Genomic DNA, 26,412 nt, shown 5'->3' with positions numbered 1-26,412 from the left:
GTCACGGCTGCTGGTTTATCGCATTGCGAGGGCGAACCACACGCAGGCGGCGAGGAGTACGGCGGTGATCACCCAGACGGCGCGGGTGGTGTAGGTGTGTCGCACGGTCGGGCTCCCGGGTCAGACGAAACTGAAGCGTTCGGTGTGAACGCGGTCGGCAGGTATGTCGAGGGCCGCCAAAGCGTCCTCGACCGCGGTGACCATCGGCATCGGCCCGCAGATGAAGTACTGCTGCCGCGAGTGCCGGTCGGGTAGGTGTCGCTGGAGCAGGGTCCGATCGACGAATCCGCTCTCGCCGTCCCAGCCGGGGGCGGGGTCCTGCACGACCGGCACCACGGTGAGGTCCAGGCGCCGGGTCAGCGTCGTGATCTCGTCGGCGAAGGTTCGGTCGGCGGTGGTGCGCATCGCGTAGATCAGGAGGAACGGTCGGCGGTCGCCGCGGTCGGCCATGGTGCGCAGGATCGAGACCATCGGCGTGATGCCGACGCCGCCGGCGATCAGCACGAATCCCGGCCCTTCGTTGCGGTCGGGGGTGAACACTCCGTGCGGACCGTCGAGGTAGGCGCGGGTGCCGGGGGTGATGTCGGCGACGGTGGAGGTGAAATCACCGAGGGCCTTGATCGTGATCTGGACGCGGTCGTGGTCTTCGGCGCTGGAGGAGAACGAGAACGGGTGCGCGGTGACGGCGAAGGGCGACCGATCGACGGTCAGCCACCCGAATTGTCCAGGAGCGAAACGTAATCCGTCGTGACCGACCGGGACCAGGCTCAGGGTCCAGGCGTCACCACGCTCGGCGGTGACCCGGTCGACGCGCCACGGCCGCCGCAACCGCCGGATCGGTGCGACCACTCGCACCCATACCAGCAGACCCACCAGCGCGACCGTCATCACCGACCACAACCAGACCTTCCAAGCCGAGTCGAGGTAGTAGCCGACCAGCGCCATATGGGCCAGCGCCAGCCCGACCACGGCCACCGACAGCACACCGTGTGCCAATTGCCATGTCTCGTAGCGGATCCGCAGTCGTTGCCGCCACACCGAGGTCGCGACGACGATCAGCAGCAACACGGTGGATGCGACGGCGCAGCGGGCACGCCAGGGTGCCTCGGCGAGGTTCAGCAATGCCGCGATGTCGATGCCTCCGATCTGCAGCAGGATCGGATGAGCCAGGATGAATGCCAGTGCCACATAGGAGATCTGGCGGTGGAACTGCACGAGGGCGTCCTCGCCGAAGGGCGCCGCGACAGCGCGGAACCGGGCGACGAGTGCGAATTGCGCACCGAGCATCGACATTCCGACGAATCCCAGCGCCACCGAGAACTCCACCCAGAAACCTCGCCCGCCCGCGACCGGGCCGACCACGGCGAACACCAGGGGTACTACGGCCACTGCCACATACAGGGCGATCCATCCGACGCCACGAACCACCACAGACACCGCTACCTCCCGATCGGTGGGATGTTCGGCTGTGCCCGCAAGGCACCCGGTCCACGCTAATCCACCGCGAACGGCCACTGACGGTCTCGCGCCGGAGTGTCGATCGGCTACCCCTGGGGGCGGCGCCTCACGCATTATGAAAATGATTATCATTAGCGGTATGAAAGCTTCGATAGGTGAGCGTTTGCCGGTGACCGTGTTGTCCGGGTTCCTGGGGGCGGGCAAGACGACGTTGCTGAATCACATCCTGGCCAACCGGGAGGGCAGGAGGGTCGCGGTGATCGTGAACGACATGAGTGAGGTGAACATCGATGCGGCGTTGGTAGCGGGGCAGGGGCATCTGGACCGTACGCAGGAGAAGTTGGTCGAGCTGACCAATGGTTGTATCTGCTGCACGTTGCGAGAGGATCTGATCGAGGCGGTGGGCCGACTCGCCCGGGACGGACGGTTCGATCAGTTGGTGATCGAGTCCAGCGGGATCTCGGAGCCGATGCCGGTGGCGGCGACCTTCGAGTGGGAGTTCGACAACGGTTTCAAGCTCGGGGACTACGCGCGTGTGGACACCATGGTCACCGTGGTCGACGCGAGCACCTTCTTGGCCGAGATCGTGCGCGGCGAGTCGTTGGCGGAGCGAAAACTCCAAGCAGGAGAAGGTGACTCGCGTTCCATCGCCGACCTGCTGGTGGATCAGGTGGAATTCGCCGATGTGGTGATCATCGGCAAGACGGATTTGGTGAGCGCCAATGCTGTGGGCACCGTCGAGGCTACGGTGCGCCGGATGAATCCTTCCGCACGGATCATCCGCGCCCAGCACGGTCGGGTCCAGCTGTCCGAAGTGCTCGACACCGGCCTCTACGATCCGTCCGCGGCCGCTGAAACCGCGGGGTGGGAAGAAGAGCTCGCCGGCGGTCATACTCCCGAAACCGAGGAGTACGGCATCGGCAGTCTCACCTACATCGCCGATCGTCCGTTTCATCCCGAACGTCTGGACGCGGCGTTGAATCAACTCCGAGGGCTTCTGCGCAGCAAGGGTTTCTGCTGGTTCGCCACCCGGCCGGAGCTGGCCGCGATCTGGTCGCAGGCCGGCCCCAACCTGACGTTCGAACCCGCGGCGTGGTGGTCGTCGCTGGACACTCCGCCGGGGCAGGAGATCGTGCTGATCGGCGTGAAGCTCGACCGGGACCGGGTACGGAAGTTGCTGGATGACGCCTTGCTGACCGAGGCCGAATTTGCTGCGGGGCCGCCGATGTGGGCAAGCTACCCCGATCCGTTCCCGTCGTGGGAAGCTGTCCATCGGCACGGGTGATCGTACGAAGCGCAAACCGGTGCGTCAGCACGTGCTGTCCGAAGGCCCCGCTTACCCCTGCTCTCCGGGAACGGAAGGGCTGGGGCTATTTCGGCAGTTCCCGCAGATTCCGTAGATGTCGAAGCGGCATTCGATGTCGGTGTAGCCGAATTGCCGGCCGAGTCGGACGGCCTGTTGGTCGAGAGTTTCGAGCGTGAACCGCTCGGCATGACCGCATCGCCGGCAGACGAGATTGTGGTGGCGTTCTTCGCGACCGCCTATGCGATACAGTAATTCACCGTCTTCGGAGCGCATGGATTCCACCTGCTGCAGCTCATCGAGCTTATGCAGAATGCGGTACACGGTGGACGGTGCTATCGGCACGGTCTCGGTGCGTAGTTCAGCGTAAATCTGCTGGGGCGTCCAGAAGCGGTCCTCGCGGCTCAGGAGTGCCAACACCGTTCGAGTTCGCCTACTCTCCCGGCGGGACGACTCGAATTCGGACTCTCCGGCTGTGGTCGGCACTTCAGTTCTCGCTCGCGTCGGAGTGTCGGGCGAGGTGGTGGTGGGTGCCGACCTCGCGGATCGGCGGCCACTGTGCTCCCCGCCATGCCTGCGCCGAGGATCGCGACATCGTAGGTGGGGTCGGTCTGCGTCGAGTTTCGGCACTCCTGCTCGGCCCTGGATCGCGGTCCTGAGGGCGTGGCCGCGCATTATTGATAATGAAAATCACTGTCAGTTATGATAGGCCGCAGCCGGTGGCTTTCCAACAATGGGGAGAGTTGTCGATAGCGGCATCCGATGTAACCGTCTCGGTCGCACGGTTTCTCGGCGTCGCAGGGGAGTGATGCCCTCGGCGGCTGCTGCTGGGAATTGTGATTACAGAACATGTCGACGCCCCAGCCGTCGACTGCCGGCGGGGGCGGTGTGTGCCAATGGCGCAGCGCGGCGAGGTGGAGCCGACGGGTGCGCTCGTGGTGTGCGGCTTCTTACTCGGATGCTTGCCTGAGATTAGCCGCCTCGGCCCTGGGGCGTGGTCTGTCAGTGTTCGTCGTAGTGACCGTTGTGTGCGGCGTGCCGGTGTCCGTCGTGGACGTAGTCGACGTGGTCGCCGTGCGGGACGGCGACGTGACCGCACCCCTCGCCATGGACATGGTCGTGTTCACCGGTGTGTGCGGCGTGCCCCGAGGGATCGCATTCGTCGACATGGTCGTCGTGGACACGGTGAAGGTGTCCGTCGTGGACGTAGTCGACGTGGTCGCCGTGCGGGACGGCGACATGGCCGCACGCTTCGCCGTGGATGTGCTCGTGGCTCGGATGGGGATTGTGGACGCTGTCCGTCATCGGATTCGTTCCTTCCTGAAGACATCTGTTCCATCCAATAATTCGTATCCTCGCATATCCTCGGTGCGTTGCCTAGAGATTGCTGACCCCGGCCGACCTACCGGTTTCCATGCGATATGTGGCCGGGAATCGGCAATCGTTATCGCTTAAGGTTGTGGGGGCATGGAACCGGTAGGGAGGGGTGGTGATGGTCGACCATCGCGTTCGGCAGTCGATGCGGTCCAGGGTGTCGTCGACGTATGTTCTCGTCGCGGTGGTATGTGCCGGATTGATCGTTCAGGGGTGGCTTACCGCGACCGTCGATCGCCACGTGCGATTGCAGACCGCTACCACGGTGTTCGTCGGCGTCTTTGTTCAGGCTGTGCCGTTTCTGGTGTTCGGTGTGCTGGTCAGCGGCGGTATCGCCGCTTTCGTTTCCCCGGCGCTGCTGCGAAAGATTCTGCCGCGCAACGAATCCGCCGCGATCGGCGTGGCCGGGGTGGCGGGTATGGCCCTGCCGGGGTGCGAGTGCGGTGTGGTGCCGGTGGCCCGGCGTCTGATCGATCAGGGCGCGCCCAGTTCGGTGGCATTGGCGTTCCTGCTGTCGGCGCCGGCCACGAATCCGGTGGTGCTGGTGGCGACGGCGGTAGCGTTCCCCGGTGAGCCCGGCATGGTCGGCGCACGGTTCAGCGGTTCTCTTGCCACCGCTGTCGTGATGGGCTTGCTGTGGTCGCGGATCGGACGCCCGGCGTGGATGCTGCCTACGGTCGATCGCCACGATCACTGCGCCGGCGGGCGAACCAAGTGGGAGGTATTCACCGAAGCCGCACGACATGATCTGCTGCAGGCCGGTTCGTTTCTGGTCCTCGGTGCGGCGGCCGCGGCGGCGCTGCACGTGCTCGTTCCCCCTGGCTGGTACGAGCAGTTGGGCGGGCGCATGGTGGTGGCGATCGTGGTGATGGCTCTGCTGGCCGTCGTCCTTGCGCTCTGCTCGGAGGCCGACGCATTCGTCGCGTCGAGTATGTCGGCTCTGCCGCTGCTGCCGCGGTTGGTGTTCCTGGTCGTGGGGCCTGCGGTCGACGTCAAGCTCTTCGCGATGCAGGCGGGCAGTTTCGGGCGGCGGTTCGCGGTTCGCTTCTCGCCGTTGACTTTTGTGGTGGCGATCGGCTGCGGCACAGTCGCGGGATATCTGTTTCTCGGGGGTGCGCGGTGAAGCGGGAAACCCAGAACCTGTTGTTGGTGCTGGTCGGTGTCGCGATCCTGCGCACCGCGATGGACGGCAGCTACCTCCGTTACGTCAAACCCGGTCTGCATCCGTTTCTGCTCGTCAGTGGAACCGGATTCGTTGTGTTCGCCGTGATCTCGATCGTGCGTGACATCCGGCGCTCCGGACTCTCCCCTGATCACGATCACGGACGCGAGCAGTGGTTGTTGCTCGCACCCGCCGCGGCGCTGTTGTTGATCACCCCGCCCGCGCTGGGGGCGGACGCGGTTGCGACCTCCTCGCGCGTGCAGGTGTCCGCCCCGGTCGCCGATGAACCCGAGTTACGACCGTTTCCGCCGCTACCGGACGAGCCCGCTCCGACCCTCACGATCTACGATCTGGCCAACAGAGCGGTGTACGACTCCACTCATTCGCTCGATGGACGCGAGATCACCATCAGCGGTTTCGTCCTCGCCCCGGAAGGGGAGAGCTCACCGCGCCAGAATGTTTCGACGATCGACCTCGCGCGTGTGCTGATCACCTGCTGTGTGGCCGACGCGCGATACATTTCGGTTCACCTGTCCGGAATCGGCGAACCGATCGCCGCCGACACCTGGCTTCAGGTTCAGGGCACCGTCGAACCCGGCAGTGCCGGCCGCGACCCCGACAAGATCCCCACCCTCCGCGTCACCGATGTCCAGCGCATCCCGGCACCCGACCATGGATACGAACATCCCTACTGAGGGCTGCTGATCGTGTCGCCTATGAACTCCGATCGCCTGGTCCTCGGTGGTGCCCCGAGGGTCAGCGGTATTCCTGGCCTGGATGTTGTTCGGCTTCCTCGTCGGTGACGGTGGGGAAATCCGCGGCGTGGACTGCGGTGGCGAGTTGGAAGACGCCGTCGATGCGACCGACACGGACGTCCTGGAACCCCGCGGAGTCGAGTAACGCGCGTAGCTCGTCGTCGGTGTGGAATCGCAGACGACGCGCGACCGGGGCGGGCATGGTCGTGCGCGGAGGTTGCGGTGCGACGGTGTGGATGACGAGCCGTCCGCCCGGTTCCAGGACTCGCCGCAGCTCGGCGAGAACATTCGCGGCGTCGGTGAAGAAGAGAGTGTTCATTGTTGTGGCGCAGCTGAAATGCGCGTCGGGCAACGGCAGTGTCTCCGCGTCGGCTTCGAGGACCCGCAGGCGGCCCTCGCGCACGGCGTCGGGGTTGGCGGCCGCGGTGAGCGCCACCATGTCGGCGCTGTGGTCCACGGCGGTGACGCGGCATCCGGTGGCAAGGGCCCGGGTGGCGAATGCACCTCCGCCGCAGCCGATTTCGAGCAGCCGGTCGTCGGGGGAGAGGTTCAGGGTGGCGAGGGTATCGGCGAAGATGCTGTGATGGGCCTTCATGTCCTTCCACATGAGGCGTGCGAGGCGGCCGCGGGGGCGGCGCAGCATGCGGTCGGTGAAAGTGTCGGCGAGGGACATCGGAATGCGCTTCCTGTCGGAGGTGGGAGCTGTCAGGCGCTGGTGCGGTGCTGTATCCGCATGTCACCGAACATGCTCTGGCGGGCCATGGGCCGGGTCAGGACGTTGTGGGGATAGCCCGGTGCGGCGGCGGAGACCGTGTCGAGGCGGTGCAGGTGGTCCTCGTCGAGGGTGAGGTTCAGGGCCGCGAGGTTGTCGATGAGCTGCGCGTGGGTGCGGGCGCCGAGAGTGGGAGTGATGACGCCGGGCTGATGGAGGATCCATGCCAGGGCGACCTGGGCGGGGGTGCCGCCGAGTTGCGCTGCGATGTCTCGCACGGTGTCGGCGATGGTCAAGGATCGATCGGTCAGTGAGCCGTTCGCGTGGATCAGGTGCGCACGGGAACTGCCGGTCGCCGGTGTGCGGCCGGTGCCGGGCAGATCGGCGCGGGTGTACTTGCCGGTGAGCACGCCGCCCGCGAGCGGCGACCAGCCGATGACGCCGAGTCCCAGTGTGTCGGCCATGGGGAGCAGGTCGGGTTCGGCGCTGCGTTCGGCCAGATGGTATTCCAGCTGCAGGGCGATGAGCGGGGACCAGCCGCGCAGGTCGGCGATGGTCTGCAGGCGGGCGATCTGCCAGACCGGGGTGTTGGAGATTCCCAGGTAGAGCACCTTGCCGGCGCGCACGAGATCGTCCATGGCACGCAGGATTTCGTCCACCGGCGTCAGGCCGTCCCACATGTGCAGATACAGCAGATCCAGGTAGTCGGTGCGCAACCGCCGCAGGCTCGACTCGACGGAGGCCACCATGCTTTTGCGGTGATTGCCGCCGGAGTTCGGGTCGCCGGGGCGTCGCAGCATGGTGTATTTCGTTGCCAGCACCAGTGATTCGCGGTCGGAGGCGGCGAACTCGCCGAGCCATTCCTCGGCGGTGCCGCCTGCGTACTGGTTGGCGGTGTCGATGAAGTTCCCGCCGCGCGATACGTAGGCGTCGAAGACGCGCCGGGCTTCCGGCTTGTCGGTGCCCCAGCCCCAGTCGTTGCCGAAGGTCATGGTGCCCAATGCCATAGGGGACACGCGCAGCCCCGACCGGCCCAGCAGCCGGTAGTCGTCGAGGTCGAGCGGGCGGTGGTGCGGGACCGCGGATCGCGAGGTGGTCCGCGCCTGGTCGCTCATCGGGCAATGCTCCTCTCACGCTCGATCGCGGTGGCCGCCGTCGAGCGCTTATTGAAAACCGTTGTCAATATCGTTTACTGTAGGCGCGTTGGTACTGCCGAGCAAGGGCTGGAGATGGCGACAACAGCAGAAGAGGTCCGGCGTTGTGTCGGAACGGTTCTCGGCATCACGCCGGGCGAACTGGTAGCAGACCGCCGATTGCAGGAAGTGGGCCTGGATTCGTTCCTCGCCGTGCGCCTGCATCTGCGACTGGCCGAGCGCACCGGCATTCGCGTGCCCATGGAGTCGTTCGTCGGCGCGACCCTGGCGACGCTGCTCTCCGAGGTCGAGAAGCGCAGCGGTACAACGGAATCCGAATCGGAAGCGCGCACGCACGCCGCAGCGCCGTCCGCGCCGCCGGTGCTGGAGGAGGAGTTGACGCCGATCCAGGCGTCGTATTGGGTCGGGCGGGAGCCCGGCATGCCGCTGGGCGGCGTGTCGACCTTCTACTACTTCGAATTCGACCGTGCCGCAGCGCTGTTCGCACACTCCGATCCGCTGGCCGAAGTGCGGGCGCTGGAGGTGGCGTGGAACCGGGTGGTCGATCGGCACGACATGTTGCGCGCGACGATCACCGACGAGGGCCGCCAGCGGGTGCATCCGCCCGGACAGCGGTATTCGATCGGCATCACCGACCTGCGTGAGCGCCCCGACGCCGAGGCCGTGCTGGCAGAGCTGCGGGAACGGAAATCGCACCAGGTCCTCGACGCCGCGACCTGGCCGTTGTTCGATATTCACGCCGCACTGCTGCCCGAGGGCGGACTGCGGCTGTTCGCGGGCTTCGACATCATCGTGCTGGATATGGCCGGCTGGATCCAGCTCATGCGGGAATGGGGCCGGTTCGTCGCCGATCCCGCCGCCGACCTGCCGGCGCCGAGGTCGTCGTTCCTGCGCATCCTCCGCGATCGGCGCACTGCCGAGAGCGAACGCCGCGAGACCGACCGGGCCTACTGGCAAACCCGCGCGACGACCTTGCCGCCGGGCCCCCGGTTGCCGTATGCCGTTGTCCCGGAGAAGATTCCGGCGGCCAGATTTCACCGCCATCAAGACCGGCTCACCCCGGCCGAGTGGTCGGCGCTGGCCCGTCGGGCTGCGGCGCGCGGTCTCAGCCCGACGGCCGTCCTGCTGGGGGCCTTCGCGGTGACGCTGTCGCGCTGGGGTGCGACCGACCCGTTCTGCCTCAACACGACGCTGTTCGACCGCCCCGATGCCGAAGCCGACGGTGTCATCGGTGATTTCAGCACCACGGCACTGGTCGAACTGCCCGCCCTGGACCCGCTGGCATGGCGCGGATTCACCGACTTCGCGACCCGGGTCAACACCCGCTTCTGGGCTGATCTCGAACACCGCTCCTACAGCGGGGTGGAAGTCCAGCGCGACCGAGTCGGCGACCTGACTCCGCGCTATCCGGTCGTCTTCACCAGCGGTATCGGCCTCGGCCAGGCCGAGGCGGGCGCGGCGGCATGGCTGGGCGTAGAGGCCTTCGGCGTCTCGCAGACGCCGCAGGTGGCGCTGGACCATATCGTCTGGGACGAAGACGGCGGCTTGCGCCTGGCCTGGGATGCCGTCGAGCAGGCGTTCCCGGCCGGATTCGTGGCGCACATGCTCGGCGCGCACATGCGGCTGCTGCGCACCCTCGCCGACGACGACACGGCATGGGACAGCCCGGAATTGGGCTGGAACCCGCATTTCGAGTCGATAGCCGAACTGCCCGCCGGTCGTCGAGGCCACGGCGAACTGCTCATCGACCCACAGCGCCGGGCGGCGCGATCACATCCCGACGCACCTGCCGTCTTCGCCTTCTGGGGCATGCTGACCCACGACGACCTGCAGCGGCGCGCGCGGGCGCTGGCGGCCAAGCTCACCGCGGCGGGCATCGGCCCGAAGGATCGCGTGGCCGTCGTGCTGCCCAAATCGGCTGACCAGGTCATCGCGGCGTACGGAATCCTCTGGGCCGGAGCGGCTTTCGTGCCGATCGAGCCGGATTGGCCGGAACCGCGGATCGCATCGGTGTGCCGACGCGCCGAGATCGCCCACGCGGTGACCTCCACGACCGCCGCCGCGCGCCTGCCCGGCACCGTCACCACGCATCACCTCGGCGCCGGATCGGAAGCCGACCGTGCCCCCGACGCGGGCGAGGTGCCCGACAATGCCGTCGACGATCTCGCCTACGTGATCTTCACCTCGGGATCGACCGGTGAGCCGAAGGGCGTGGCCATCGAGCATCGAGCCGCACGGACCACCCTCGACGACATCAACGACCGCTTCGCCATCGGGCCGCGGGATCGCGTTCTGGCATTGTCGGCGTTGAGTTTCGACCTGTCGATCTACGACCTGTTCGGTGTGCTCGGCGTCGGCGGCGGTGTGGTCGTGCCCGACGCCGACCGGCTGCGCGATCCCGGGCACTGGTGCGATCTGGTTGCGGCGCACCAGGTCACCGTGTGGAACACCGCACCGGCGCTGGCGGAGATGCTCGTCGAATACGCCGAATCCGACCCGGTGGCGGCCGCGAAACTGCGCTCGCTGCGGCTGATGCTGCTGTCGGGCGACTGGATTCCGCTGTCGCTGCCCGACCGGCTGCGCGCGGTGATCGGCGATGTCCGTGTGATCGGTCTCGGCGGCGCGACCGAGGCCGCGATCTGGTCCATTGCCCATCCCATCGACGGCGTCGACCCCCAGTGGACCAGCATTCCCTACGGTCGGGCGCTGCGGGAGCAGCAGTTCCTCGTGCTCGACGACGACGGCCGGCCCTGTCCGGTCGGCGAGCCCGGGGAGCTGTACATCGGCGGGGCGGGGCTGGCGCGTGGCTACGTCGGCGACGAGGAGCAGACTGCGCAACGCTTCGCCTGGAACGCCCGCCTGGGCCGCAGGCTCTACCGCACGGGGGATCTGGGGCGTTGGCGTCCCGACGGTGAGATCGAGTTCCTCGGTCGCGTCGACCGACAGGTCAAGATTCGCGGTCACCGTATCGAATTGGGCGAGATCGAGACCGTGATCGCGCGATTTCCGGGCGTGCGGCGCGGTGTCGCCGCAGCGGTGCCGGGCGCGGATGAGCGACCACGTCTGGTGGCCTATCTCGTCACCGGTGAGGCCGCCCTCGACACCACCGAACTCGCCGCCCACGCGGCGCGGCATCTGCCGCCCTACATGGTGCCGACGAGATGGCTGACCGTCGATTCGATCCCGCTGACGCCGAACGGCAAGGTCGACCACGCTCGCCTGCCGAATCCGTTTCGCCGCAGCGGCATCGACGCTGCCGTGCCCGAAGCGGATGACGGCGAAGCGGTGAACCCCGCTGCCGAGGATGTGTCCGCGGGCTGGCTGGTCGAGGCGGCACGCCATGCCGCCGACCGCGGGCTCGCACTCACGGTGCGAGTCGAACCGGCCGACTCGCACGCGGCGGATCCCGCCACCGGAGCGGAATGGCTGGCCCTGCTGCGCGACAACGCGCGAGCACACGGGTTGACGGTGACCGCGTCCGAGGGCGCGCCGGAACTGACCATCACCCCACCGGCCCCGGTTGCGGGGCGGCAGCACATCGAATCCCTTGTGGCGCAGGTATTCACCGAACTGCTCGGTCCGTCCGTCACCCCGATCACCCCCTTCTACGACCTCGGCGCGACCTCTCTCACGCTGGTGCGCGCCCACCGCAGGCTGCGGCACCTGACCCCGGCGCTGACGGTCCCCGACCTCTTCCGGCACGGCACCGTCCGCCGCCTGGCGGCCTGGATCGCCGCGAACACCGACTCCGCCGATGCCGCGCCCGCGCACCGACCGCCCGGCGTGCGCATCGACCTCACAGCGGCCGTCGCCCGCGGACAACGCCGGCGCGGCCACCGATCGAAAGAGAGGCTCACAGCGCATGGCGCTCACTGACACCGTGCACCGGCTGCGCGCCGCCCTGCTGCGCGGCACCGAACGCCGCCGGCGGTTCGCCGCTCACACTCGGCATCGGCCCGGAACGGCCACCGAAATGAGCGTGCGCGTCGGCGGCCACCGGTTCACCGTCGATGAACCGGTCGCCGCCGGAGGCGGGGACGCCGGTCCCGATCCGATCGGGCTCGCGCTCGCCGCGCTGGGCACCTGCCAGGCGGTCACCTACCGATTCCACGCCGCCCGTCTGGGGATCGCCATCGACACGCTCGCCGTGGACGTGACCGCGGACCTGGACCTGGGGCCGATCTTCGGCGTCGGCGACCCCGTCCAGCCCGGCCGGATCCCGGTGCGCGCGAACCTGAACGGGCCTGCCGCGCCCGCCCGTTACGAGGAACTGCGGCGTCTGGTCGAGCAGTCATGTCCCGTGCTGGCCATGCTGCGCGGACAGGTGGCCATCGAGTCGGAAATGGAGATCGCGGCGTGACCGACGACAACGCCATCGCCATCGTCGGCATGGCCTGCCGCTTCCCGGGCGCACCGGACCTGGCGTCGTTCTGGGAACTGCTCTCATCCGGCCGCGAGGGTCTGACCCACTTCGACGACGCCCACCTGGCGGCCCGCGGCGTCCCGGAAGACGTTCGCCGCCATCGCCATTATGTGCCCGTCGGCGCGATCATCGCCGGACAGGAGCAGTTCGACCCGGCCCACTTCGGTCTGACGGGCCACGATGCCGCCCTGCTGGATCCGCAGCTGCGACTCCTGCTGGAATGCGCCTGGGATGCTCTCGGCGACGCCGGCCACCGCGCCGGTGGTGGTCTCGGTGAGATCGGCGTGTTCACCGGTGCCTCGCACAGCGACTATCGAGAAGCCAACCTCGCCGCGTATCGCCGAGGCGCGCAACAAGATCCGCTGGGCCTGCTGCAGGCCGACATGGGAACACTCACCGACTATTTCCCGCAACAGATCTCCTACCGGCTGAACCTGACCGGTCCCGCGGTGGCCGTACAGGCCACCTGCGCGACCTCCCTGGTCGCGGTGCACATGGCCGTGCAGTCGCTGCTGCACGAGGAATGTGACGCCGCCCTCGCCGGCGGCGCATCTCTGATCGTGCCGCAGGGGCGCGGCTATCTGCATGTGCCGGAGGCCATCTTCTCCGCCGACGGGCACACCCGCTCATTCGCCGCCGACGGCACCGGGATGGTGCACAGCCAGGGTGCGGGCATCGTGGTGCTGCGGCGGCTCGCCGACGCCCTGGCCGACGACGATCCGATCTACGCGGTGATCCGCGGGACGGCGGTCAACCACGACGGCGCCGGGAAGGCCGGATTCACCGCGCCCTCGGCGGCCGGGCAGGCGCGGGTGATCGCCGAAGCCCTTGCCGTCGCCGATATCGACGCGGACGCCGTCGACCTCATCGAGGCTCACGGCACCGCGACGGTACTCGGTGATCAGATCGAATTGGCGGCGCTGGCAGCCGTTTTCGGCGAGCGCACGGTGCCCGATCCGATCCAGGTGGGGTCGGTCAAGAGCAACATCGGCCACACCAACAGCGCCGCCGGCATCGCCTCGCTCATCAAGACCGCCCTGGCACTACACCACCGATGCATCCCCGCCACCCTGCACGCCGACACCGCGCACCCCGAACTGGACAGACATCAGGGAGTGTTCGAGCTGCCCGCACATACCCGAGAATGGCCGGAGCGCAAGGGGACTCGCATCGCAGGAGTGAGCTCGTTCGGCATCGGCGGCACCAATTGCCATGCGGTGCTGGAGCAAGCGCCCACAGCCGTCCCCCGCGAGGCGACGGACGCCGCCGCGCAGCTGCTGCTGGTGTCGGCGGCCTCGGAATCCAGTTGTCGTGCCCAGCTGGACATCTCCCTCCCCGACGGTAGCCACGCCGACTACGCCTTCACCGCCGGCGGTGGACCGCACGCCGAAAGCGGCTGGCGCGCTGCGGCTCTGCTGCGCACCGGCGACGCCGCTGCGCGTGTGATCACCCTGCGGGAAGTACCGCGAGAACGCTCACGAATCGTCTTCGCCTTCCCGGGAGCGGGGGCGCAATACGACGGTATGGGGGCCGGGCTCTACCGCGACGAACCGGTGTTCGCCGGTGTCGTCGACGAATGCGCGAAAATACTGGAACCCCTGCTCGGCTACGACATTCGCGACATCGTGTCCGGCCACGCGGCCCCCGGTGAGGTCGACGACATCCGGCTCGGCCAACCCGCACTGTTCGCCGTCTCCCTCGCGACGGCGAGCACCCTGCGCGCACACGGCGTCGAACCCGACGCCGTTCTCGGCCACAGCCTCGGCGAATACGCCGCGGCCGTCGTCGCGGGCATGCTGACCCTGCCCGACGCCGCCCGGCTGGTCGCGGTACGCTCGCGGGCCCTGGCCGCCACGGCGCCCGGCGGCATGCTCGCCGTCGAGCTCAGCGAAGCCGATACCCAGCGGGAACTCACCACCCATCCGGACCTGACCCTCGCCGCGGTGAACGCCGCAGACTCCTGCGTGGTCTCCGGCCCGGAACCCGCGCTCGACGCCCTGGCCGCACGCCTGACCAGCACGGGAATCCGGACCAGCCGACTCCGCGTGACGGCCGCCCTGCATTCACCGAGCGTCGCCGCCGCGGCGGCACCCCTACGCGCGGCCGCGACCGACATCCCCACCGTCCCCGGCGCTCTGCCGCTCTACAGCACGCTCACCGGCGGGGCCGTGCGAACTCTCGATACCGACCACTGGGCACGGCACCTGGTCGAGCCCGTCCGCTTCAGCGCGGCACTATCGGCCGCCACCGCCGAACCGACCACCATCGTCCAGGTCGGACCCGGCAGCACACTGGCCACGATCGCGCGCCGTGTTCCGTCCGCGCGCCCGATCACAGCCCTCACCACCCTGCCGGACGCCGCCGAATCCGCCGCGGCCGGGGACCGCGAATCCGGCGAAGACCGCTCCACTCTGCTCACCACGCTCGGCGAATTCTGGTGCGGCGGTGTGGATATCGACGTCGAGGCACTGTTCGGGCGGCGTCGCCGGGTCCGCCTGCCCGGCTACCCGTTCGACCGCCGCCGGACGTGGATCGATCCGCCCGGCGAACCCCTTACCCCACCGGCCACCTCGATCCCGGAGCGGGCAGTCGCCACGACCTCGACTGCAGCGGCCGTCGAATCGGTGGCCGCTCCGACCGCGGAGCAACTCTTTCCGGCCACGGACTCGGAGCGGATCGTCGTGACGCTGTGGGAAGAGTTGCTGGGGGAGAGGGTGATGGGGTCGGAGGCCGACTTCTTCGCGCTCGGCGGCACCTCGATGACCGCGACGCGGATGCTCGAGCTGGTCAACGAGAAGGCAGACACCGATCTGCGGATGCGTGAACTGCTCTCGCATTCCACGGTTTCGGCGTTCGCGGCCCTGCTGGACAGTCGCCGCGGCGCGTCCCGTTCGGGCGCGGCCAGGGAGGTGCCGGACGCGGTGTTCCCGGCGGGTACGACGCCGGCGGATTCGGCACCGGCGTCGCCGGCATCGGAATCCCTGGGACCTGCCACCCCGGCCGGTGTGGCGTCGCCGGCCGATTCCGCGCCGTTTCCGCTGACCAGGGTGCAGCACGCGTACTGGGTCGGCCGGTCGGGAGCCTTCGGTCTCAGCGACGTCGCCTGCCACATCTATCTCGAATACGACTGCACCGACCTGGATCTCGACCGATACGAGCGCGCCTGGAACGCGGTGATCGGGCGGCACGACATGCTGCGGGCCGTGATCACCGAAGACGGGTACAACCAGGTGCTCGCGCAGGTGCCCGACTACCGGATACGGCGGCACGATCTGGCGACGATGTCGGCCGACCAGCGGGAGCAGACGCTGGCCGATCTGAGACGCAGGCTTTCCCACCGGGTCCACCGCCCGGACCGATGGCCGCTGTTCGACGTACGGGCCGCGAAGCTCGACGAGCACACGACGCGGCTGTTCGTCGGCATCGACGCACTGATCTGCGACGCGGGCAGCTTCGTGATCCTCGACCGCGATCTGCGCGACCACTACCTGAACCCGGCCGCCGAGAAGGCACCGGTGCGGATTCGGTTCGCCGACTACGTGGCACACGCCGGCAGCCGGGCCGACAGCATGGAATCCCTGCGCGCGCTGAACTATTGGCAGCAGCGGTTGCCCGAACTACCCGCGCCGCCGAACCTGCCGACCCGGACTCGGACCCAGACGCAGCCCTGGTTCGCCCGTCGCGCCGACCGGCTCGTGCCCGGCGAATGGCAGGCCCTGCGGCAGAGGGCAGCCGCTCACGGCGTCACCCCGTCGGCGGTGCTGCTCACCGCCTACGCCGATGTGCTGGCGGCCTGGTCCGGAGACGACCGGTTCACGCTGTCGCTGACCCTGGTGGACCGCCCGGCGGCGCTGCCCGGAATCGAGGATGTGGTGGGTGATTTCACCACCCTGCTCGCTCACGAGGTGGACCGCGCGGGCGGGGGTTCGTTCGCCGAGCGGGTGGCGCGCACCCAGCGGCAACTCTTCGACGACATCGACCACCGTGCCTATTCCGCGCTCGACGTGCTCGCCGACCTGTCCAGCCGCACCGGGCAGCGGCAGCTGCTGCCGGTGGTGTTCACCAGCGCTCTGGATGTGGCCGAGCTGGTCGGCGGTGACCCCGATCTGGAGTGGGCGGGCCGAATCACCCACGGTGTCAGCCAGACTCCGCAAGTGTGGCTCGACCATCAGGCCTTCGTCCAGGCCGGGGGATTGCAGGTGCAGTGGGATGTGCTCGAGACCGTCCTCGACCCGCAGGCCGCCGACGCCGCTTTCGCCGCCTATGTGGCCCGGCTACGCCGGCTGGCCGGCGAGCCCGACGCCTGGACCGCACAAGAAGGCCCGGGATCCGGTGCCGCCGACGACATCTCCGAGGGTGTGAGGCAGATTTGGGAGCGGGTGCTGTCGCTCGAACCCGGAGTGCTACAGCCTGACTCGACCTTCATCGGTTTGGGGGGCGACTCGGTGCTGGCGGTGCGGATGGCGACGCTGGTGCGCGGCCGGTTCGGCGTGGCCGTGCCGGTGGTCGACCTGGTCGGCGATATCACCGTCGCCGACCTGATCGCGGTCGTCACCGAGCGTCGCTCCGAATCCGCGCTGCCCGCCGTCGAATTGGCGCGCCAGGCTGATCCGGACGCCCCGTTCCCACTGACCCCCTTGCAGCAGGCCTACTGGGTGGGTCAGCAGCACGGCTACGCGCTGAGCTACGACTCCGCCCACAACTACGTCGACTTCCGGCTGCGCGGGATCGATCCGGGCGCGGTCGAGCAGGCGGTGCGGCGGCAGGTGGAACGCCAGCCCATGCTGCGCGCGATCTTCCTGCCCGACGGTACCCAGCAGGTACTCGCCGTCACCGATCCACGACTGACGGCCCTGCCCGTCACCACCATCGACCTGCGCTCGGCGCCGGAGGAGGTCCCGCGCGTGCTCGCCGGCATCCGCACCGAGATGCAGCTTGCAGGACCGGGGATGGACCCGTGGCCGTTCCGCATCACCGCGGTCCAGCTGCCCGGCGACGAACTCGGCCTGCACATCGTGTGCAGCCTGCTCGTCGCCGACGGCTGGTCGGTACAGCTCATGTTCACCGAGTTGTTCACCTACCTCGACGATCCCAACACCGTGCTGCCGCCCCTGACCGCCCACTTCGGCGACTATGTGGAAACCATCAACCGCCAGCGCCTCGAACCCGAATGGCAGGCGCAGCGTGACTGGTGGTGGGACCGCCTCGACGAACTGCCCACCGCACCGGCCCTGCCCTCGACGGTCTCGTTCGACACGGTGCGCCCGGACACCCTCGAGCGCAGGGAGTTCCGGGTCACCGGGGACCGGATGGCGATGCTGCGCGCACACTGCGCGTCGTACAACATCACTCCCACGACCGCGTTCGCCACCTGCTACGCCCTGGCGCTGGCCGAGCTGGCCGGGCATCGGCGGTTCCTGCTGAACGTGCTCTACCTCAACCGCCTGCACCTGCCCCGCGACCTCGACTACGCCATCGGCCCGTACGCGGGCACCGTGCTGCTGGATGTGGCGCTGCCCCGGGAGGCCACCTTCGCCGCCATGGCTCAGCACCTGCAGGCGGCCATGGCGACCATGCTCGACCACGGTCAGGTGACGGGCGTGGAGGTGGTGCGCGAGCTGAGCCGTCGGCGTCGCGACACCGCGCCCCAGGCGCCGGTCGTCTTCCACAGCACGCTGGGCCTGCACCCACCGGGCGGCACCCCGGAGACGGTGGATGTGCGCGACTTCTACCAGCGCGTGCGCACACCACAGGTGGCGCTGGATATGCAAGTGTTCCAATGGGATTGGGACGACTCGGTGGCGGTCAACCTCGACGCGGTCGCCGAACTGTTCCCACCGGGCGTCCTCGATGAACTGTTCGCCTCGGTCTGCGACCGCGTCACCGATCTGGTCCACCGCCCCGAGGCATGGACCCGGACCCTCGTGTTGCCGACCGCCGAACAACCGGCCGGGCGCATCGACGCACCGGTGCGCGTCACAGCCGACGGCCCGCCGGTAACCCACACCGAGAAGGCGATCGCCCAGCTGTGGGCTCGGCTGCTGGAACCGGTCACCGAGATCGACCGCGGCACCGACTTCTTCAGCGCCGGCGGCGATTCGGTGATGGCGATCCGGATGCTCGGCCGGTTGCGCGCGGAATTCGGGCTGACGCTCACCGCGCGGGAATTCCTCGCCGATCCCACTCTCGCCGCCGTCGCCGCGGCCGCCGAGCACGTTGTCGCCGAGAGCCCGCGTGACTGTCTGGTGCCGCTGCGCGACGGTACGGGGCGGCCGTTGTTCCTGGTGCACCCGACCGGCGGTGATGTGCTGTGCTACCTCGATCTGGCTCGCGCCCTCACCACCGGCGGACCCGTGATCGGCATCCAGGATCCCGAATTGGCCGGGGTCGCCGGGCCGCAGACCATCGCCGGGCTGGCCGAGGTCTACGAGCGGGTCGTGCGCGAGCGGCAGCCTTCGGGGCCGTATCGCCTCGGCGGCTGGTCCATGGGCGGCATCATCGCCCATGAACTGGCCCGACGGCTGCGCGCGGCCGGGGAAACGGTCGAGTTGCTCGTCCTGGTGGACGCCAACATCGCCGATCGCATCCACCATGTCGACGGCGGTGCGTTCTGGTCGCGGTATCTCGGGTCGCTGGAAGCCTTCCTCGATATCGACCTCGGCACCGATTCGCTCGGCATCGATGTCGACTCCCTCTCCGAAACGGAGCAGCGCGCCGAAGCCGAGTCTCGCTTGGCGGCGGCCGGACTCGCCGAGCGTGGCACGCCGGAGGATGCGCGCCTGCGGGAGAACATCTTCCGTCGCCATTTGCGCGCGCTGGGCGAGCACGCCACCGGCCCGCTCGACGGAGACGGGCTCGAGGTCCTCCTGATCCGCGCCGAACTGCCGGCACCGCGTAATTCCGGTGTCGGAATGGGTGTCGACGACTGCGCCGACCTGCAGGATCTGGGGTGGGCGGCCTACACCGGCGCCGCCATCGACTCGCGGCCGATCGCGGCGCACCATTACGCGCTGCTGCGGCCACCGGCGGTCGGCCTTGTCGCGCAGGCGATGTCGGAGCTGCTGGCACGGGTGAGCGGGGCGGTGAGGTGAGCGAGGAGTACGCGGCCGCCGCCGAGTTCTACGACCTGATGGCCACCCCGTACGTGGCGAGCGTGGAGCCCGCGCTCGCCGCGCTGCTGGCCGAGGTGGACACCATCGCCGGGCCCGTGCTCGACATCGGTGCGGGCACCGGTCTGTCCACCATGCTGGTGGCCGACGCCGTGCCCGACGCGCGGATCATCGCGGTGGAACCGGCCCCGGCCATGCGCGCGGTGCTGCTGTCCCGGCTGGCCGCCCGCAAGGATTTGCGCGAGCGAATCACGGTGCTGCCCAGTGGATTCCTCGACACCGAGCTGCCGGCACAGTGCTCTGCTGTGGTGGGGCTGGGGGTGATCGGCCACTTCGACGCCGCCACCCGGCCCCGGGTCTGGCATGCCCTGGCCACCGCGCTGGTACCCGACGGCACGGCCGTCGTGGAAATACAGCGGCCCGGACGAGTCGAGGTCTCACCCGATCGCCGCTACACCACCGCGCGCGCCGGACTGCTGCGCTATGAGGGCTGGAGCCGGGCCGAGCCGGTGGACGCCGAATCCCTGGTCTGGCACATGACCTACCGCACCTATCGCGACGACCGCCTGCTGCAGGAAGTCACCGCCCGACACCGCGTGTGGCCCGCCGGCGCCGACCGGCTCGCCGGCGAAGCCCGCGCCGCGGGCCTGACCCTGGCGTCCGCCGACTCCGCGACCGGGCTGCTGCGATTCACCAAACATCCCTGAGACGAAGGAATTTCGCCATGTCCGAGACCCATGCCGGTGTCACCGATCACCCGGCAACCGTGCCCGGCGGAGCTGTCGCGTCGGCCGCCGGCAGCGCCACTGTGCTCGCCGCCCTGCGCGCGGTGCTGCCCGCGCTGCGCGAACGCGCGGCCGGAACCGAGCAGGCGCGCCGGATTCCGGTGGAGTCCATCGACGAACTGACCGAAACCGGCATCCTGCGGCTGCTGCAACCCCGCCGTCACGGCGGATACGAGGCGCACCCGGCCGAGTTCTACACCGCCGTCGCGGAAGTGGCCGAGGCGTGTGGTTCCACCGGCTGGGTGGCCGCCGTGCTCGGCATCTCACCGTGGAATCTCGCGCTGTTCGACGCCGCGGCCCAGGACGAGGTGTGGGGCAGCGATCGGGACGCTCGCCTCTGCTCGTCCTACGCCCTGACCGGCACCGCCACACCGGTCGAGGGCGGGTACCGGCTCAGCGGCCGTTGGGGTTTCGCCTCCGGCTGCGACCACGCACAGTGGGCCCTGCTGGGCGCACGCGTCATGGACGGCGACACCGCCGCCGACTCCTGCACCTTCCTGGTCCCGGCCGCGGACTACACCGTTGTCGACGTGTGGCAGGCCGTCGGTCTGCGCGGCACCGGCAGCAACGACATCGTGGCCGAGGACGTGTTCGTCCCCGCCCACCGGGTGCTGGACTCCGGCTCGGTCGGCGCGTGTGAGACTCCTGGGAACGCGGTCAACGACGGCCCGCTGTATCGAATCCCGTTCGGCTGCGTCCACACCAGCGCCATCACCGCCGCCATCATCGGCATGGCCCGCGGCGGCTACCACGCCCACCTCGACCAACAGCGCGATCGGATCCGGGTCGCGCTGCCGGGCGACGCCACCAAGGACAGCGGCTTCACCGGCAGCGCCTTCCGTGAGGACCCGGCCACCCTCACCCGCATCGCCGAAGCCGCCGGTGAGCTCGATGCCGCATGGGTGCTGCTCACCCATAACATCGGCCGCCTCCACCACCTCGCCACGACGGGCGCGCCGATCCCGCCACCGGAACGACTGCGGCTGCGCCGCGACCAGGTGCGCGGCACCGAACGCGCCGTCTACGCGATGGACCGGCTGTTCGAGAACTCCGGCGGCCGGGCCTTGCGCCCGGACAGCGTGATCCAGCGCTGCTGGCGCGACGCCCACGCCGGACGGGCCCACGCCGCCAACGACCCGGAGCGGGTGTACCGCATGTTCGGCTCCGCGGAACTGGGCGCCGCGCTACCGGCTCCGACGGCTGCTTCGCCGGCAGATGCCGCTTCCGAGGCGAAGGCGCGGCGCTCGTGACCGCCCACCTGGCTTCTCTTGCCGCCGCGCATCCGTGGGTTCGGTCCGCCCACTGGGACCCGAACCGGGAGGCGATCATCGTGTATCCGGCCGACAGTGCGCTCGCGGTGCGGCCCGCGCCCGGGCCGCTGCTGAGCGAGCATCTCGAACATTGGCGCCACGTCTACTCCTACGTGTACGCCGCCGCCGAGCAGCGCTACGGCGACAACCTGGACCTGTCCGGGTGGCGCGCCTCCGACACCGGTGCGCCGTTCGATCGTGCGCACATGCTCGAATGGATCGATCACGCGGTGCGGCTCGTGCTGCGGGGCGAACCCGCGACGGTGCTCGAAGTCGGTTGTGGCAGTGGGTTGCTCGCGCATCGCATTCATCCGCGCACCCGAGGCTATGTGGGACTCGATCCGGCCGAGCCCGCGGTGGAGCGGCTGCGTGCACAGGCGCTGCCGGGGGTGCGGGTGGTGCACGCCGCCGCACATCAGCTCACCACCGCACCCGTGGTGGAGGCGCTGCGCTCGGTGGGGGCGACCGCGCCGGACCGCATCGTGTTCAACAGTGTCACCCAGTGCTTTCCCGACTCCGCGTATCTCACGGCGGTGCTCGAGGACGCACTCGATGTGGTGGCTCCCGGCGGAGCGGTCGTCGTGGGGGATATCCGCAATCTGGCGAGCGCTGCCGCGTTCGCGCACTGGATCGAAGCCGCCCGGCATCCCGAGTCCACCGCGGCAGACCTGGCACGGCGGGCCGCGGCGCGCCTCGCGGCGGAAGAGGAATTGCTCTGCGATCCACGGTTCTTCGCGCGCCTGGCCGACAAACACGCTCGGGCGGTTCGCGTCGCCTGCCATGCGAAACCCATCGGCGCGGACACCGAGCTCACCCGATATCGCTATGACGTCGTCATGACCGTGGACGGGCCCGCCCCGGCGACGACCCGCACCGTGGTGTGGGACCAACTGCCCGGCAGCGCGAGCGGGACGTGGCCGACCGCGCTGGCTACCGCCCTGCGCGACCCCGCTGTCCTGGTCACGGGCATCCCGAACGCCCTGCTGGACACACAGAATCCGGCGGCGGTGACGCCCGCGCAACTCGTCACGGCGCTACCGCCCGAGGCGGCAGTGCTCCTCGACTCCGCGGATGCGCGGGTCCTCGCCGCCGGCCGGCCGGAACAGCACGCCGGTGTCGAAGCCGTGAACGACAGCGGAGCCGTCGAGCTGTGCACCGACCCGCTCGCCCGGTTCGTACGTCTGCGCCTGCCCGAAGTCCTGGCCGACCATCTGGAGCAGCAGTCGCGGAACGCGTCGGTGCCCGCCATCGTCGTCGCCGAGGAGTCCGTCACCCGATGACCACCACATCCGATCTCGACATGCTGTCCGCGCTGCGCGCCGCCTGCCGAGGCCCGGTCCACGTACCGGGCGATCCAAGTTACGACAGCGCGCGCCGCCGCTGGAACACGGCCGTGGACCAGCATCCCGCAGCCGTCGTCGGCTGTACCGGGGTGCCCGATATCCGTGCGGCCGTGGCGCTCGCGCACAGGCACGGCGTGGCGGTCTCGGTGCGCGGCGGCGGTCACGAGGTCGCCAACCATGCCACCGCCGACGGCTCTCTGCTGCTGGACCTGTCGGCGTTGCGCACGGTGACCGTCGACCCAGCCGCCCGCCGGGCTGTCGTCTCGGCCGGAGTGACCTGGTCGGAGTTCGACGAAGTATGTCACCGGCACGGGCTCGCGGTGACCGGGGCCGACGTGTCCACCGTCGGGGTGATCGGCACCGCGGTCTGCGGCGGCACCGGCTGGCTGCAACGATCGTTCGGATTCACCTGCGACAACGTGTGTTCGGCACAGGTGGTGCTCGCTGACGGTCGCCTGGTGCACGCCACTGCCGATCACCACGCCGAGCTGTTGTGGGCGCTGCGCGGCGGCAACGGCAACTTCGGAATCGTGGTCGCCCTCGAACTCCAGCTGCACCCGATCACCACCCTGCACGCCGGAACGTTGCTGTTCCGGCTCGACCAGGCGCGCGATGTCTTTCGGCGCTTCCGGGAACTGTGCGCGGAGTCTCCCGACGAGCTGGCGTTGCGCGCCACCTTGCTGCACTGGCCGCCCACCGCGCCCGAGGGCCCGCCCATGGCGGCGATCACCGCCGCCTACCTCGGCCCCCAACGGCAGGCACGCGACGTGCTGGGACGTCTGCGCCGGATCGGCGAGCCGGAACTGGATCTCATCCGGCCGTTGGAATATCCCGAGCTGCAACGCAATACCGAACAGGCATTCCACGACGGGCACGGCACCGCGACGGGCTCGGAGTGGCTGAGCGCCTTCGACGACACCGCCATCGACGCGCTGGTCGATCTGGCCGCACGCATGCCCACCCGGTACTCGCTGATCTCGGTACACCAACTCGGCGGAGCGATTCGGCGAATGCCCGCGCACGCCACGGCCTTCGGGTTCCACGACGCGTCCTATCACATGGTGCTGTTCTCCGGCGGACCGCCGGGCACCGACCTGCGCGCCTCACGGCAGTGGATCACCGAGGTCACCGCGGCCGTGCAACAGTGCTCGGCGGGCGGCCCCTACATCGGAATTCTCGACGACGCCGCGTCGCCGGATCGAGTGCGCAGCGCCTATCCGCCCGCCACCTACGAGCGGCTGCGCCGGATCAAAGCCGAATACGACCCGGACAACGCCTTCCGCTGCAATCACAACATCCCGCCCGCCGACCCGAACGACACTGCGACTGCGTCGACCCCGACGGGCTCGGATCAGCCAGGGCGGCAGTTGCTCTCCGCACGCGACGATCTCGATCTGTTCGGCCTGCGCGCCATGACCGCGGTAGTGAGCTCGGCACTGCCGGAGGGCACGGCCCGCACGGAGGAGCAGATCGTGACCGCGTTGGGCGTCCACCCGCGCCACCGCTGGCTGGTGCGCCGCTGGCTGGCCGAGCTCACCGACCGCCGATGGATCCGTCACGATCCCGCGAGCGGCTACACCGCACTGCGCGAAGCCGACACCCCCGAACGCGCAACCCTCGCTCAGGTCTGCGCGGACTTCGGCTTCCCCGCGCGACTGGCACGGTTCTTCGACGAGGCGAACCGGCGGCTGCCCGAACTGCTGCAGGACCGAATCCTGGCTCAGGAATTGCTGTTCCCCGATGCCGATCTGCTCACCGCCGACGCGGCTTACCGGGACAATCCGATCAACCGCCACTTGAACAACATTGCGGCCGAGCTGATTTCGCGTGCCGTCGACCGGCTGGCGCACCACCGGCAGCCGATCCGGATCCTGGAACTCGGTGCAGGCGTGGGCGGTACGACCGCCGACCTGCTCCCGGTTCTGGACGGCCGGGGCGTCGACTACCACTTCACCGACGTCTCGTCGTTCTTTCTCGCCGCTGCCCGCGATCGCTTCGGTGCCTACCCGTGGGTGCGCTACGGCGAAGTCGATCTCAACAGCGAGCTGTCCGCCCAGCCGCCCTACGACGTCATCGTCGCCGCGAACGTCCTACACAACGCCCACGACTGCGCCCGGACGCTGCGGCAGCTGCACGACCTCCTGAACCCCGGCGGCGAGCTGGTCTTCATCGAGTCCTGTCGCGAACATGCCCAACTCTTGACCTCGATGCACTTCCTCATGTCCGCGCGCCCCGGCCGGACCCGCGCGGGAGAGAATGATTTCCGCGCGGGAACGAACCGGATTTTCCTCACCGAATCAGAATGGCGGCAGCAGCTCACCGCCGCGGGACTGCCGCCCCACGCGGTCTTCCCCGAGCCGAACGAGGCGCCGGCCGTACACGGCCAGCGCGTGTTCGCGGCCGGGAAACCGTCATGACGCACGAGGAGACGATGCGCCCGCCCCCGACGATCGGGCACATCTTCCGCAGCCGCGATCACTATGAGGTCGGGCGCGAGAAGATCCGCGAATTCGCCCGCGCGGTACAGGATTTCCACCCGGCGCACTGGGACGACGCGGACACGCTCGGCTATCCCGGGCTGATCGCGCCGGTCACCTTCGCCTCCGCGACCATATCTGCAGTACAGCGGGATCTGTTGCGCATGGCATTGGGTGGCTACGATCCGGCCCGGCTGGTGCAGGTGGAGCAGGAGATCCACTGCCACCGCCCGGTCGTCGCCGGCGACCGGCTCACCCACGAGGTCACCGTGGACTCGTGGCGGACCGTCGCCGGCGGTGACATCATCGCGCTCACCACCGTGATCGGCGATCTCGGCACCGGACCGGTGCAGACCGTGCACACCACTCTTGCCGGACGCGGCGGAATCGAAGGTCGCCGAGTCGGTGGGATCGCGAAAAACATTGCCTTGCAGGAGCTTCCGATACCGCAGCGGGAGCCACGCCACACCTCGCCGGGCAATCGGCCCTTCCCGGCGAGCCCGGCGAGTGGATTGTCGGGCAAGACCCCTGCGGGATATCGCTTCCCGTCACGGACCTTTCGGCTGACGCGCGGCGAGCTCGTCAACTACGCGGGCGTGTGCGGCGACCTCAACCCGATCCACTGGAGCGACGACATCGCCCGCGTCACAGGGGCTCCCGGCGTCGTGACCCATGGCATGCTCACCATGGGCCTGGGCGCCGCCGCCCTGACCTCCTGGGTAGGCCATCCCGCGGCGATACTCGACTTCTCCACGGTTTTCACCCACCCCGTCCATGTCGTCACCGGCCGGGCCGCAGAGATCGAATTCACCGGAACGGTCACGGCCGTCGATCTCGACGCGTGCCGTGCGACGGTAGCGCTGGCCGCGCAGTGCGACGGGACATCGGTAATCGGCCGGGCCGCAGCCACAGTGGCTCTGGATGATCAGTCCATCATGGTCTGAATACGGAAACTTCGGAACTGTGTGCCGCTGTTGCCCTCGAGGGAGCGGCGGGAGGCGTCACGGCGCGCGGTGTCGAGCGGCGTATCAATGGGATTCCAGTGGA

16 protein-coding genes are annotated in these 26,412 nt (G+C 69.0%); 11 read left to right on the top strand and 5 right to left on the bottom strand.

The genetic code is table 11. The annotated features are described in order from the left end of the window. Positions 1 to 120 precede the first annotated feature (120 nt). Positions 121 to 1,437, bottom strand: a complete 1,317-nt coding sequence (locus NA3_RS31770; RefSeq protein ID WP_062968008.1) for a ferredoxin reductase family protein — start codon at positions 1,435 to 1,437, stop codon at positions 121 to 123. Between the two features lie 160 nt (positions 1,438 to 1,597). Between NA3_RS31770 and NA3_RS31765 the strand changes: the two genes are divergently transcribed. Continuing rightward, positions 1,598 to 2,743 carry a GTP-binding protein gene (locus NA3_RS31765; protein WP_128145350.1) on the top strand — a complete coding sequence of 382 codons (1,146 nt, stop codon included), beginning with the start codon at positions 1,598 to 1,600 and terminating at the stop codon, positions 2,741 to 2,743. 51 nt (positions 2,744 to 2,794) lie between these two features. Here NA3_RS31765 and NA3_RS39375 read toward each other — a convergent pair whose 3' ends face one another. Next, positions 2,795 to 3,181, bottom strand: a complete 387-nt coding sequence (locus tag NA3_RS39375) for a Fur family transcriptional regulator (protein ID WP_062968006.1) — start codon at positions 3,179 to 3,181, stop codon at positions 2,795 to 2,797. A gap of 582 nt (positions 3,182 to 3,763) precedes the next feature. Beyond that, complete coding sequence (locus NA3_RS31755; RefSeq protein ID WP_062968003.1) at positions 3,764 to 4,066, bottom strand: hypothetical protein; 303 nt, start codon at positions 4,064 to 4,066, stop codon at positions 3,764 to 3,766. Between the two features lie 187 nt (positions 4,067 to 4,253). Here NA3_RS31755 and NA3_RS31750 point away from each other — a divergent pair, with 187 nt between their 5' ends. Together NA3_RS31750 and NA3_RS31745 are read left to right on the top strand one after the other, a co-directional pair. Then, positions 4,254 to 5,258 (top strand): permease, encoded by a 1,005-nt coding sequence (locus NA3_RS31750; protein ID WP_062968022.1) that lies wholly within the window; start codon positions 4,254 to 4,256, stop codon positions 5,256 to 5,258. Further along, positions 5,255 to 5,992, top strand: coding sequence for a TIGR03943 family putative permease subunit (locus NA3_RS31745; RefSeq protein WP_062968001.1), 738 nt, complete (start codon positions 5,255 to 5,257; stop codon positions 5,990 to 5,992). Before NA3_RS31750 ends, NA3_RS31745 begins: the two co-directional genes overlap by 4 nt. A 61-nt stretch (positions 5,993 to 6,053) precedes the next feature. On the opposite strand, the gene NA3_RS31740 is transcribed toward NA3_RS31745, so the two are convergent. Both NA3_RS31740 and NA3_RS31735 read right to left on the bottom strand, forming a co-directional pair. Then, positions 6,054 to 6,725 carry a class I SAM-dependent methyltransferase gene (locus NA3_RS31740; RefSeq protein WP_062967999.1) on the bottom strand — a complete coding sequence of 224 codons (672 nt, stop codon included), beginning with the start codon at positions 6,723 to 6,725 and terminating at the stop codon, positions 6,054 to 6,056. A 32-nt stretch (positions 6,726 to 6,757) separates the two neighbouring features. Beyond that, positions 6,758 to 7,879: an aldo/keto reductase gene (locus tag NA3_RS31735; RefSeq protein WP_062967997.1), complete on the bottom strand. Its 1,122-nt coding sequence runs from the start codon at positions 7,877 to 7,879 to the stop codon at positions 6,758 to 6,760. A 30-nt stretch (positions 7,880 to 7,909) separates the two neighbouring features. Here NA3_RS31735 and NA3_RS31730 point away from each other — a divergent pair, with 30 nt between their 5' ends. From NA3_RS31730 to NA3_RS31695, 8 genes are read left to right on the top strand one after another with little or no spacing between them, the layout of a single operon-like run. Then, positions 7,910 to 11,794 (top strand): non-ribosomal peptide synthetase, encoded by a 3,885-nt coding sequence (locus NA3_RS31730; protein WP_167355068.1) that lies wholly within the window; start codon positions 7,910 to 7,912, stop codon positions 11,792 to 11,794. Continuing rightward, on the top strand, positions 11,781 to 12,278 hold the full coding sequence (locus NA3_RS31725; RefSeq protein WP_062967994.1) for an OsmC family protein: 498 nt from the start codon (positions 11,781 to 11,783) through the stop codon (positions 12,276 to 12,278). Before NA3_RS31730 ends, NA3_RS31725 begins: the two co-directional genes overlap by 14 nt. Further along, positions 12,275 to 19,432: a type I polyketide synthase gene (locus tag NA3_RS31720; protein ID WP_062967992.1), complete on the top strand. Its 7,158-nt coding sequence runs from the start codon at positions 12,275 to 12,277 to the stop codon at positions 19,430 to 19,432. The genes NA3_RS31725 and NA3_RS31720 overlap by 4 nt, the downstream gene beginning before the upstream one ends. After that, positions 19,429 to 20,157: a class I SAM-dependent methyltransferase gene (locus tag NA3_RS31715; protein WP_062967990.1), complete on the top strand. Its 729-nt coding sequence runs from the start codon at positions 19,429 to 19,431 to the stop codon at positions 20,155 to 20,157. The genes NA3_RS31720 and NA3_RS31715 overlap by 4 nt, the downstream gene beginning before the upstream one ends. A gap of 17 nt (positions 20,158 to 20,174) precedes the next feature. After that, on the top strand, positions 20,175 to 21,485 hold the full coding sequence (hsaA, locus tag NA3_RS31710) for a 3-hydroxy-9,10-secoandrosta-1,3,5(10)-triene-9,17-dione monooxygenase oxygenase subunit (protein ID WP_063917839.1): 1,311 nt from the start codon (positions 20,175 to 20,177) through the stop codon (positions 21,483 to 21,485). Continuing rightward, positions 21,482 to 22,825: a class I SAM-dependent methyltransferase gene (locus NA3_RS31705; RefSeq protein ID WP_062967988.1), complete on the top strand. Its 1,344-nt coding sequence runs from the start codon at positions 21,482 to 21,484 to the stop codon at positions 22,823 to 22,825. Before hsaA ends, NA3_RS31705 begins: the two co-directional genes overlap by 4 nt. After that, positions 22,822 to 25,305 carry an FAD-binding protein gene (locus NA3_RS31700; RefSeq protein ID WP_062967987.1) on the top strand — a complete coding sequence of 828 codons (2,484 nt, stop codon included), beginning with the start codon at positions 22,822 to 22,824 and terminating at the stop codon, positions 25,303 to 25,305. Before NA3_RS31705 ends, NA3_RS31700 begins: the two co-directional genes overlap by 4 nt. Beyond that, on the top strand, positions 25,302 to 26,309 hold the full coding sequence (locus tag NA3_RS31695) for a fused (3R)-hydroxyacyl-ACP dehydratase subunits HadA/HadB (RefSeq protein ID WP_062967985.1): 1,008 nt from the start codon (positions 25,302 to 25,304) through the stop codon (positions 26,307 to 26,309). Before NA3_RS31700 ends, NA3_RS31695 begins: the two co-directional genes overlap by 4 nt. Positions 26,310 to 26,412: the final 103 nt, after the last annotated feature.

The organism is Nocardia africana NBRC 100379 (assembly GCF_001612635.1).
GTDB classification, from domain to species: Bacteria; Actinomycetota; Actinomycetes; order Mycobacteriales; family Mycobacteriaceae; genus Nocardia; species Nocardia africana.
This window is presented reverse-complemented; position numbering and strand designations above follow the sequence as displayed.

What these genes read in the sequence shown, in the direction of transcription:
- NA3_RS31755 (WP_062968003.1), bottom strand. Translation starts at nt 4,066, where the DNA reads ATGACGGACAGCGTCCACAATCCCCATCCGAGCCACGAGCACATCCAC.
- NA3_RS31740 (WP_062967999.1), bottom strand. Translation starts at nt 6,725, where the DNA reads ATGTCCCTCGCCGACACTTTCACCGACCGCATGCTGCGCCGCCCCCGC.
- NA3_RS31695 (WP_062967985.1), top strand. Translation starts at nt 25,302, where the DNA reads ATGACGCACGAGGAGACGATGCGCCCGCCCCCGACGATCGGGCACATC.
- NA3_RS31725 (WP_062967994.1), top strand. Translation starts at nt 11,781, where the DNA reads ATGGCGCTCACTGACACCGTGCACCGGCTGCGCGCCGCCCTGCTGCGC.
- NA3_RS31750 (WP_062968022.1), top strand. Translation starts at nt 4,254, where the DNA reads ATGGTCGACCATCGCGTTCGGCAGTCGATGCGGTCCAGGGTGTCGTCG.
- NA3_RS31700 (WP_062967987.1), top strand. Translation starts at nt 22,822, where the DNA reads ATGACCACCACATCCGATCTCGACATGCTGTCCGCGCTGCGCGCCGCC.
- NA3_RS31765 (WP_128145350.1), top strand. Translation starts at nt 1,598, where the DNA reads ATGAAAGCTTCGATAGGTGAGCGTTTGCCGGTGACCGTGTTGTCCGGG.
- hsaA (WP_063917839.1), top strand. Translation starts at nt 20,175, where the DNA reads ATGTCCGAGACCCATGCCGGTGTCACCGATCACCCGGCAACCGTGCCC.
- NA3_RS31735 (WP_062967997.1), bottom strand. Translation starts at nt 7,879, where the DNA reads ATGAGCGACCAGGCGCGGACCACCTCGCGATCCGCGGTCCCGCACCAC.